Genomic DNA, 8,265 nt, shown 5'->3' with positions numbered 1-8,265 from the left:
GGTGATTGCGTCCATTGTGGGCTGGCAATCCATTCTCCAAGCACTATCTGTAGCTGGTATTTAAGGAATTGGTATAACTACCATTGACTAAGCCTTAAAGCTTGCTGCTGCCCATCAGGTACAGTAGCGCCATGCGTACCGCCACGCCGCTAGTGACTTGCTGCGAGATGAGGCTGCACCGAGGGTCATCCATTAAATCTGAGCTAATTTCGACACCACGATTGACCGGACCAGGATGCAGCACTTTGACATCGGGCTTGCAAAGCTTGAGGCGATCGCGCGTAATGCCAAACTGTTGATGGTACTCTCGCAAACTGGGCAGCAAATGGCCAGTCATCCGCTCCTTCTGTAGCCGCAACGTCATTACAAAGTCGGCATCGCGGAGTGCGGGCTCCAGCGACCAGTGGAGGAAGAGTTTGCGGGGGTGTGGGGTATGGGGTGTGGGATATGGGGTGTGGGGTGAAAAGATCGTTTGGGTTCCTCTCCCCTCTCCACTCACTCCTCTCTCCTCACCTCCCACATAGTCTGCAAAGAGCTGTGGCAACAGGGTGGGTGGACCTGCCAGATGCACTTCGGCACCGCTAGCTGTGAGGCTCCAGAGATTAGAGCGCGCGACGCGAGAATGGAGAATATCGCCCACGATCGCGATTTTTTTATCTTTTAGAAGCGCCAGGTGGGGATGTTCAGGGTCGAGGAGCGTGGTGATTGTGAAGAGATCCAGCAACGCTTGCGACGGATGTTCATGCTGACCATCGCCAGCATTGAGTACACCCACCTTAACCCCCAGGCGATCCATTTCATTGGCGATTGCCTGTGGCACCCCGGCTTCGCGATGGCGAATCACCATGATGTCAGTGCCCATCGCCAGATAGGTTTTAGCCGTATCCAGAATCGTTTCGCCTTTGCTCAAGGACGAAGTGCTGGGCGCAAAGTTGAGCGTATCCGCAGAGAGACGCTTGGCAGCTAACTCAAAGCTACTACGTGTACGGGTAGAGGATTCAAAAAACAAATTGGCAACAACCTGCCCTTGCAGTGTCGGCACCTTCTTAGTACGCCTTGACAGCACTTCGCGAAAGCTATTAGCCGTTTGCAGAACGGTGTCGTACTCGTCAGGGGTAAAGTCTGCCAGTGACAGAATGTGATGGCGATTCCAGGTAACACTCATGGGGTGAGAAATAGGGAGGGATGGCGACGGATCTGCCGCAAAGGAGAGGATGTTGAAGCCCTGCATCCGCAATTGGGGTACACGCATGACGCTTGAGTGCAAAGGCACCCACACTAAGTTACATCCTTTAGACTTCTCACTGGCTGAACGTGATCAGGTAAAAAGGAGACAGAGGGCAGAAGGGAATGGGGAGTGGGGAGTGGGGTGTCAGGAGAACTCAAAACTCTCTAGCTTGTCGGCGCAAAGCGCTACTCAAAACTCAAAACTTTCTTAGGACTTAGGCGTGAAGTGCTCAGATCCCCGATTTCTGGTGAAAAATTAGCGCTGCCTTGCTTACCGTGCAATAGAAGTCGGGGATCTTTGTGTAAGTCCTGTTTCTCTCACGCTTCACCTCTACCCGATCGCCCTTTGCAAAACGTCTTGATGAATCAACGCCCGACTAATCAAGAACTGAATTTGATCAGTGGAGAGGGCTTCGCCATTGGCGTAGAGTTCTAGCCAGGCTTGGCTAATGACGTTGGGGTCATCGGGAATGGTCGCCAGTGAGCATCCGGGTAGTGAAAGCTCTTGCATTAGATGGCTGACTTTTGGATCGTAGCTGAGCGCAAAACAGCGACAGCCTTCTGCCGCTGCCATAATCAGCCCATGAAAGCGCATAGCGATCGCCATTTCGACGCCACGGAACACGCCTTTCAATTGTTGTGGATCGTCTAAACGCAGAATGTGGCTAACACCGGGAAGCTGTGGCTGGATGGCTTCAGCGATCGCTAAGTCCTGAGTCGCTTGAAAGGGCACCAACAGAAGGCAGGCTTGGGTCGCCTTTTGAAAGGTGATAAGCGCTTGCGTGAGCGTTTCTAACCGAGGTGGCGTCAGTTCTGGATGAGACCGTAAGTTCACTGCGACACGAGGTGCGGGTAAGTTCCACAGACCGTCTACAGGCGTTGATTCTAAAGCCCAAACCGGATCGGGAGCTAGGGTAAACGGTATGCCCCAGTTGGTCAGCAGCGCAGCCGAGCCACGATCGCGCACGCTAATAGCATCACAACCCGCCAAGGTTTGTTTCGCCATCCACTGGGTGAGCGATCGTTGCAGCGGCCCCACTCCCTGTGCCCAGGCGATCGTCTTCAAGCCCATGCGTTGCGCCAGTGTCATCACGCCTGCGTAGTAGACAGGGCTCATCGCACTCGTCACATCCTGGATCAAACTGCCGCCACCCCAAATGAAGACCTGAGAATCGCGTAGAGCTTGCAGTACGGCTAGAGGACTTTTCCGGTTGACAGCGGCGACACGATAGCGATCGTGCGTCTGCTCTGGGTTGCCCGACAGCACGAGTGGCGTTACCGACTCTGGCAACATTTGCAGCAGCGAGGCTAAAAGTGCCTCGTCGCCCCCATTGCCCTGACCGTAATAGCCACATAAAACTGCCTGGATACCCATTTGGAAATTAGCGTTATTAACGTTTAACCTGATCGACCGTCACGTCGCGCTCTCCAATCATCCTCGATTTTGACACCTGACTGGGCAGATAAATCTAAGCCAGCCACGCGTCCAGGTCTACCGTCAGAGAGATTCAACGGCACTCGCTTCGCTTTAACCCGGATTATTCACCAAGCGCCGGAACCCTTGTTGTGAGAACACCTCAAAAAACAGGCTGTTTTTTAGGCAAATCGTCAGATTCTCCTCTTGGCGGGGCTTTCGAGGATTTCTCAAAATCATCATGAATAATGGAGGTTAGCGGTGCGATTTTGAGCAAGATTGGTCTGACTCGAATGATCTCGGTTCGACCAGCAGTGCTCATCAATGGCGATGCTACCTTCCTGCTTCCCATCACGCTTGACTTTCCGTTTGAACGTGCAGGCCGAGTCAGCTTTGCCCTTTACATGGATGTTGGAGCATCGTTTTCGACGGGCGATCGCAAGAATGCTGACTTGATTGTTTCTGGCGGTGTAGATATTCCGCTGTCGCCCCCGTTCACCCTCACCGCAGGTGCGAATGCAGGTGTGATCAACGGCATTGAACTGGGCGTTTTGGTTGGTATTGGCTATAACTTTGTCGGCTTTTAGGCGGCGGTCTACTACCGTTTTGCAACCTCAGTTTTAGAAGGGCATGGCATTGCCATGCCCCTACCAATGCTTGATTAGCAGCGATCCTGCTTCAAACTGTGATCAGTTAATCACCGGGCTGACCTTGCTGACTGTTTTCAGCTTGCCGTCGGGTTCGACTTCCCACACGTCATAAACACCAGAGACATCGCCGCTGGAGTCAATATCGACATTGCCGCTGGCTCCCTGGTAGTTAATCTTTTCGCCCTGGCTCAACAGCTTCAAGCCTTCGCAGACATCACTGACCTCCTTACCAGGCCCGTTCGCCACTTCTAGAATTTTGCTCTTGATGGCGTCGCCCGTGTTTGCTTTAGCCGCTTGGGCAGCTAGCACTAGCAAGGCAGCCGCATCCCAAGCTTGGGGCGCGTAAGCAGCAGGCGACTGATTGAACTTCGCCTGCCACGTTTTGGTAAGGGCATCCAACGCCTTGCCATCAGCACCGGGAATGGTGCCCACTGCACCTTGCAGGATAAATTTACCATCGCTGGTCTTACCAACCTGAGTAGCAAATTGATCCGATTTGGAACCGTCGGTGAGCAAGATTTGGACACCCTTGCTTAATCCTTGCTCATAGGCCGTTTTTAGCAACAGAGCACCCGTTTCCGCGTAAGCAACAGCCGCAACCCCCTGAGGCTTGCCGCCAAAGGCTGCTTGTGCTTCGGTTGCAAACGTGGTGGCTTTGGGGTCATAGCGGGCGGGCTTCGCTTCGTTGGTGATGGTGCCGCCTAGCTTTTTGAATGCCTGCACAAATTCTTTCTCAAAGCCTCTGCCGTAATCGTTGTTGATGACGACCGTGGCAGCGCGCCGAATCCCTTTTTCATAGGCTAACTTTGCCAGTGCTCGTGCCTGATAGGTATCGGGTGGAGCTGTGCGTGCCCAATAGCCCTGAAATTCTCCTTTTTTGCCCCGTTCTGTAAACACAGGGCTGGTACTGCCTGGAGATACCAGCATCACCTTATTGCGAATGGCGATCGGAATCGCTGCTGCCGAAACGCTACTGCCAAACGAGCCGACAACCCCTGCGACTTTATCGACCTCGGCTAGTTTGGTCATGCCATCAGCACCCGCCGTTGGATCGGTTTGATCGTCTGTATTGGATAACAGCGCTACCGGAGCACCGTTGACGCCACCACACTTATTGACGGTTTCTACCAGCAGTGGCACTGCCGCCAGCATAGGCTGCCCCACAGACGCTAAGTCACCCGTTGCTGGGAGCAGTGTGCCAATCTTCAAACCTTTAGCATCACTGGCAGGTGTACCGGCAGGAGAGGCGCTAGAAGTGGCAGACGGGGGAGCCGCTGCTTCCTGGCAAGAGGCGGCAAGAAAGCCGATCGCCAGCGTCGCCAGTGCTAGACTAACGACTTTGGCGGGCTTGAGAGGATTAGCTGAAGCGAGTGGTTTCATCGGTAAAGTTCAACTCCTCAACGTTTTTAATAGTTTAGGCTATGGACGATCGGCGTTAAGGTTAAACATCGAGAAAAATTGCAGCGATCGTTCCAAAGCGAGTGGCTATTAGCTCTCAGCTCTCAGCTAGTTTCTAACGACTGACCACTGATCACCGACTACCTCCTGCCTCCTACCTCCTACCGATTGCCTTCCTCTGACGCCTGAGCGGGCTCAAAAACAGGACAAAAGCCGTCGGGAGTGACTTTAAATTCAAACAGGGGCGATCGCTGATTCCAGCAGCGCTGTCCGCGATAGTGACGGCAATTGCCACAGCAGTTACGCAGGGGCGAGTTTGCATCCATCCAGTCGAGCAGGCGATCGCTCGGTCGCAACAGTTCCCGTTGTGGCAAACCACGTAGCACCAGTTCATTCCCTTGCCAGCGAGCTTCGACCAACCCAGTATCTGCTAATTGCTGCCAGCGTGGGTCAGCCATAATTGCTTCTGGCAGGGTAATTGTCACCAGCGTATTCAGTTCGGTTAGTTCGCCTTCATAGCTAGCTTCAGGAGCCGCCACACGCAAAAACGTCTCGCCGATCGGTAATTCCACCAAACCGCCGATCACCGGAGTATGGACGTGGTAGCGATTGTGCAGTTCTTCTAACCCAGCTAGATCGGCAAGGTAGGCTGGCGATCCATGCACAAACACCACATGCTGTGGGCGCAAATTATGGATTAATTGCGTCGTACCGGGACCATCACAATGCTGCGCCAAGAGGTAGGTTTCAACAGAGGGTGAGGAAGGAGGGGTAAGGGGCGAGGGGTGAGGTAACTCGCTTTGTGGGTTAGCGTTAGATGAGAACTCAGCTGTATCCTTATGCTCCTCTCGCCTCTCCCCGCTCCCGTCTCTCCTCTTATAGTGTGGCTGCTCCGCTTGTAAAACTAGCCAGGCATCAGGTTTGGCAGCATAATACTGGCTCAGGTCAGTCGCTTCATCCGTGAGCACGATCGAAGGACGCTGATCGAGGTTAAAGCGCTGGTCTGGAGTAAGATGGCGCACACGTGGACGAACACGCTCGTCCCAAAAGAGGGACTGATGACGAGCAAAGTTTTGCACCGCTGTCGGCAAATGGGGCATGATCTCCAGGTAAGCATCACAACCTTCGGCAACAGAGCCATCGACCCAAATATCAAGGTCTCGCCCTGTAAAGTGGTGATGACTTCGTAACAGCATCAATAGCTCTTGCCCCAACCCTATGGTCGAAGTCGGTAGCAGAATCGACTGTTTGTCGGCGATCGCGCGATCGATGCGTTCTGCCAGTTGGTTTTCTTGTTGGCGACGATGCGGATGTCGCGCTGTGCCATAGCTGCCCTCAAGGATCAGCACATCTGGCGCAGTGCCGCGCAACTCTTCTAACGGCATGCCTTCGACCAGACGTCCATTGGATAAGAAAAAGTCGCCTGTGTAAAAGACCGTGTAGGAGCGAGACGGGCGATCGTCGTCCGACAGGGGCGTGTAGGTTAGTAAAAAGGCAGTCGCTCCCGGCAGATGTCCGGCTGGGTAAAGCTCGACGCTGAGCCCATCAAAAAATTCGATCGGGGTGCGCCAAGGTAACGCATGACAAAAAAACGGCAAGGGAGTGAGCGATCGAGCGTCATCGCCAACATCGTCATCAGCCTCAAAATCAGTAGCAACGACAGAGTGAGGCTCCAACCAATTGAGCGGTAGCAGTTGCGTGGTGACTTCACTCGCGTAGATCGGCAGCTGAGGGAACGCTTGATGCAGTGGCAGCAGCCCTCTAGCGTGATCGGCATGTGCATGACTGCACAACACTAAATCAGCTGGCGGCATCGTTGCGTCGGTGAGCAACGCAGAAAAATCAGTCAGCCCACAGTCCAACAAGACGCGGTACGTTCCGAGTTTGAGCAACAAACAGATGCCCTCATCCGCTTCCGTGCCATATGCCAGACATTCCAGTTCGCTCACGATTGGATCACTTTCTGCACTTGCAGTCACCTAGCTTGCACTCGGCAAGACACTCAGCTTTCTACTCGTAAGACAGCACCCAAGGAGAGTGTCATGTCTCTAGAAGCGGCTGAACTTCAACCGATCGTGCAAGCAAAAATCTTTACTCTGCGCCTCTTTCAGAACATACCTGTAGTACACCAGTCCTGCAAACCCTGCACATAAGCGAGCGTCATTAAACACTGTATACGCGTTACGTAAAGGCGAAGACTGAGAAGGTAAGGTAGTCTCGTTAGTAGAAAGAGATGGGATAAAGGGCTGCTAGCGGCCCATCGATAGTACGTTGAAACTCAGTGCGCTGAGCCATTACCGTGATAGTTATCGGAATCATAAAAGCCGTTTTTCGTGCCAAAGAACAGACAGGCCACCGTAAACACAGCGGTCAGAACGACTAGAACCAATTTGACATCCATATGCTTATGCTCTCTTAGTTAAAGACTTAAATGCCGCGATCGCTAAACCTTAGATTACTAACGCTGAACTCTAGACCCAGGAAGACTCAAATCAATGAACGCCCGTAAGTCCGAAGCGTACGTCTAGATCTGGAGCCCAACCTTTAGGAATTGTAAAACAGTCTCTTCACGATCCGAGCAATTCACAGATTTTTGCAACAAATTTGGTTATTCCACCATCCTGGCTTGCCCGTCCCTCTACAACCGTTGCCGCCGATTTGATTGGCTGCCATCTGGTGCGTCAGGTGACTGATACAGACCAAAAGCCGACCCTTTGGCGCGGGCTCATCGTCGAAACCGAGGCCTACACGCCTGATGATCCTGCCTGTCATGCCTACCGTCGCCGCACCGATCGCAACTGGGTTATGTTTGGCCCTGCTGGTATGACCTACGTTTACCTCATCTACGGCATGTATCATTGCCTCAACGTGGTGACTGATTTGGACAGGGTACCAAGCGCTGTTTTGATTCGCGCTTTGCAGCTAGAAACAATACCACCTTGGCTCGATCACGAAACCGCTTCACGCGATACTCGCCCCAAAGCAGAGAAACCTCACCGTGTGGCTGCTGGCCCTGGAAAACTTTGCCGTGCTTTGAAGATTGACCGGAGCCTTAATGCCCAACCGTTGCAGGTTGGTCACCCGCTCTGGCTCGAACATCGCAGTCCCACGTTTCAGGAAGAGTTGGATCAGGGCGATCGTGCCCTCGTTCAAACGACCCGCATTGGCTTAACCCAGGGTGCCGATCGTCCTTGGCGCTGGTATTTGTCGGATTGCCCAGCCGTATCAAAGCTGTAGTTTGTCGTGCTTCAACGATGGCGATCGATCTCTGTAGCGATTGTCTTGGGAGTCAAGGGGAATGGAAAAATCGGTTGCACGCTCAACACGCGTGACCCAGTGACAGCAGTGGGGGAGCGGTTGAGTCGGACCGTGTCTTGTGCGGCGGCTGGCGGCAGCGGGCGTTGGCCAGGGCGTGTGAGCGCGGGTATGGCATTGAGCCTGACCAGGCGTTGGCGCCTACAGGCAACCAGAGCCACTGGGTTGCGCTTGCCGCTTTGCCAGCAAGGGTTGCTCCAAGTCGCGCCTCACGGGGTTGTGGGGCGTCGCCACGCGGGTTGCCATAGACAAGCCACACCG

General features: G+C 53.6%; 7 protein-coding genes. 2 read left to right on the top strand and 5 right to left on the bottom strand.

Features of this window, described 5'->3' with window-relative positions; all coding sequences use genetic code 11:
- Nucleotides 1-94: 94 nt before the first annotated feature.
- Entirely contained in the window at nucleotides 95-1,165 is a 1,071-nt protein-coding gene (locus C7B82_RS07700; protein ID WP_106255719.1) for an aspartate carbamoyltransferase catalytic subunit, read from the bottom strand.
- Between the two features lie 393 nt (nucleotides 1,166-1,558).
- Nucleotides 1,559-2,602, bottom strand: a complete 1,044-nt coding sequence (gene csaB, locus C7B82_RS07695) for a polysaccharide pyruvyl transferase CsaB (RefSeq protein WP_181357392.1) — start codon at nucleotides 2,600-2,602, stop codon at nucleotides 1,559-1,561.
- A gap of 287 nt (nucleotides 2,603-2,889) precedes the next feature.
- On the opposite strand from csaB, the gene C7B82_RS07690 reads away from it, so the two are divergent.
- Nucleotides 2,890-3,228, top strand: coding sequence for a hypothetical protein (locus C7B82_RS07690; RefSeq protein ID WP_106255716.1), 339 nt, complete (start codon nucleotides 2,890-2,892; stop codon nucleotides 3,226-3,228).
- Nucleotides 3,229-3,330: 102 nt separating this feature from the next.
- Here C7B82_RS07690 and C7B82_RS07685 read toward each other — a convergent pair whose 3' ends face one another.
- The 3 genes from C7B82_RS07685 to C7B82_RS34195 form a co-directional block, all read right to left on the bottom strand.
- Complete coding sequence (locus C7B82_RS07685) at nucleotides 3,331-4,671, bottom strand: ABC transporter substrate-binding protein (protein WP_106255715.1); 1,341 nt, start codon at nucleotides 4,669-4,671, stop codon at nucleotides 3,331-3,333.
- Between the two features lie 179 nt (nucleotides 4,672-4,850).
- Nucleotides 4,851-6,668, bottom strand: coding sequence for an MBL fold metallo-hydrolase (locus C7B82_RS07680; protein ID WP_245939785.1), 1,818 nt, complete (start codon nucleotides 6,666-6,668; stop codon nucleotides 4,851-4,853).
- Nucleotides 6,669-6,967: 299 nt separating this feature from the next.
- Entirely contained in the window at nucleotides 6,968-7,090 is a 123-nt protein-coding gene (locus tag C7B82_RS34195; RefSeq protein ID WP_281258941.1) for a hypothetical protein, read from the bottom strand.
- A 203-nt stretch (nucleotides 7,091-7,293) separates the two neighbouring features.
- On the opposite strand from C7B82_RS34195, the gene C7B82_RS07675 reads away from it, so the two are divergent.
- A complete protein-coding gene (locus C7B82_RS07675) occupies nucleotides 7,294-7,926 on the top strand; it encodes a DNA-3-methyladenine glycosylase (protein WP_106255714.1) in 633 nt (210 codons plus the stop codon).
- The last annotated feature ends 339 nt before the right edge of the window (nucleotides 7,927-8,265 follow it).

It is taken from the genome of Stenomitos frigidus ULC18 (assembly GCF_003003795.1).
GTDB classification, from domain to species: domain Bacteria; phylum Cyanobacteriota; class Cyanobacteriia; order Leptolyngbyales; family Leptolyngbyaceae; genus Stenomitos; species Stenomitos frigidus_A.
Note: the sequence above shows the minus strand (reverse complement) of the source record. Positions and strands in the feature narration are given on the sequence as shown.